1 pseudogene is annotated in these 474 nt (G+C 75.3%); it reads left to right on the top strand.

Annotated features, from left to right (window positions below):
* Nucleotides 1-217 precede the first annotated feature (217 nt).
* Nucleotides 218-474: pseudogene (locus ACFW2E_RS23700) on the top strand (hypothetical protein); the annotation flags it as partial.

Raw genomic sequence — 474 nt, 5'->3', positions numbered from 1 at the left:
GCTCGGCACCTGCCGCGGACGGGGTGTCGCAGCCGAGCGGGGCGGCGACGGTCAGGGTGGTGGCCGCCAGCGTGCGGACCATGAATCCGCGGCGGGACAAGCCGTCGGTCCGGCGGGACCGCGGGGACTCGTTGCCGTCCAAACGAGCGCTCCTGTCGATTGTCTGTGCGTCACGACTCGTGTCTCGACAGATATGAGGGACCGGCCCCGTCCTTGGTTGCCTGCCGCGCCGGGTCCCGTCGCGCGCGGTGCCGACGGCGGTCTCCTCGAACGTCCCGCGGATGACGCATGGTGGCTGCCTGATGCTTCTGTCAAGCCACGAGACGAACAGGCGGCCGCGCCGGATCCGGAGAGCGGGGCCGCCGTCCGGGTCATCGCCCGCTTCGGCCGCCTGGCCGAGACCCGGGCCGGCTGGGCGCCGCGGGCGGTCGCGTCGGCGGCGAGCCGGCGCGCGCCAGACGCCGGGGCCGGGGC

The organism is Streptomyces sp. NPDC058964, assembly GCF_042741275.1.
In the GTDB taxonomy this organism is placed as follows: domain Bacteria; phylum Actinomycetota; class Actinomycetes; order Streptomycetales; family Streptomycetaceae; genus Streptomyces.
This window is presented reverse-complemented; position numbering and strand designations above follow the sequence as displayed.